We start from the raw sequence: 705 nt of genomic DNA, 5'->3' as shown, positions 1-705 counted from the left end.
CGGACGCGGCGGCCAAGCCCGCGGTGACGAAGCCCGCGGTGACGAAGCCCGCCGTGGCCAGGCGCTCGGCCGCCCGGGCCGCCGCCAAGGCCGCCGCGGAGCGGCCCGCGCCGCTCCTCGCGGCGAGCCCCCCGGACATCGCGGCCCTGATCGACGAGCTCGCCCGCCGCGGCATCCGCATCATGGGCGTGGAGAAGGCCGAGCCCGGCTGGCTCCACCCGGCCCTGCCGCCGCCTCTCAGCGGCGGGCACGCGGCGGTCGCGGTGCCGCAGGCCCCCGAGAAGCAAAAGCCCACCTCCCTCGTGCTCGAGACCCCGCTGCGCTCCGGCCAGTCGGTCTACCATNCGCCGAGATCCTGGCGGGCGGCTCGATCCACGTCTACGGGGCGCTGCGGGGCCGCGCCATCGCGGGCGCCGGCGGCAATCCGCGCGCCCGCATCTGCTGCCGCAAGTTCGCGCCCGAGCTCCTCGGCATCGACGGCCTGTTCCGCACCGCGGACGCCACCGATCCGACGCTCCGCAACAAGGCGGTGCAGGTCTGGCTCGAGAGCGACGCGCTGCGCATGGCCGCGCTCGACTGACCGATTCGTCCCGCGCGCCTCCCGGACCGCCGGTCCGGAGCCGCCTCACTTGCTGCTCTGGGGGGAGCACACGATGGCCAAGGTACTCGTAGTCACGTCGGGCAAGGGCGGCGTCGGGAAGACCA

1 protein-coding gene is annotated in these 705 nt (G+C 75.7%); it reads left to right on the top strand.

The window, feature by feature from the left end; all coding sequences use genetic code 11:
• The first annotated feature begins 352 nt into the window (after positions 1-352).
• Complete coding sequence (locus tag DT057_RS36695; protein ID WP_338103497.1) at positions 353-580, top strand: septum site-determining protein MinC; 228 nt, start codon at positions 353-355, stop codon at positions 578-580.
• Positions 581-705 lie beyond the last annotated feature (125 nt).

Origin of the sequence: Methylobacterium crusticola, assembly GCF_003574465.1 — a bacterium.
In the GTDB taxonomy this organism is placed as follows: domain Bacteria; phylum Pseudomonadota; class Alphaproteobacteria; order Rhizobiales; family Beijerinckiaceae; genus Methylobacterium; species Methylobacterium crusticola.
Note: the sequence above shows the minus strand (reverse complement) of the source record. Positions and strands in the feature narration are given on the sequence as shown.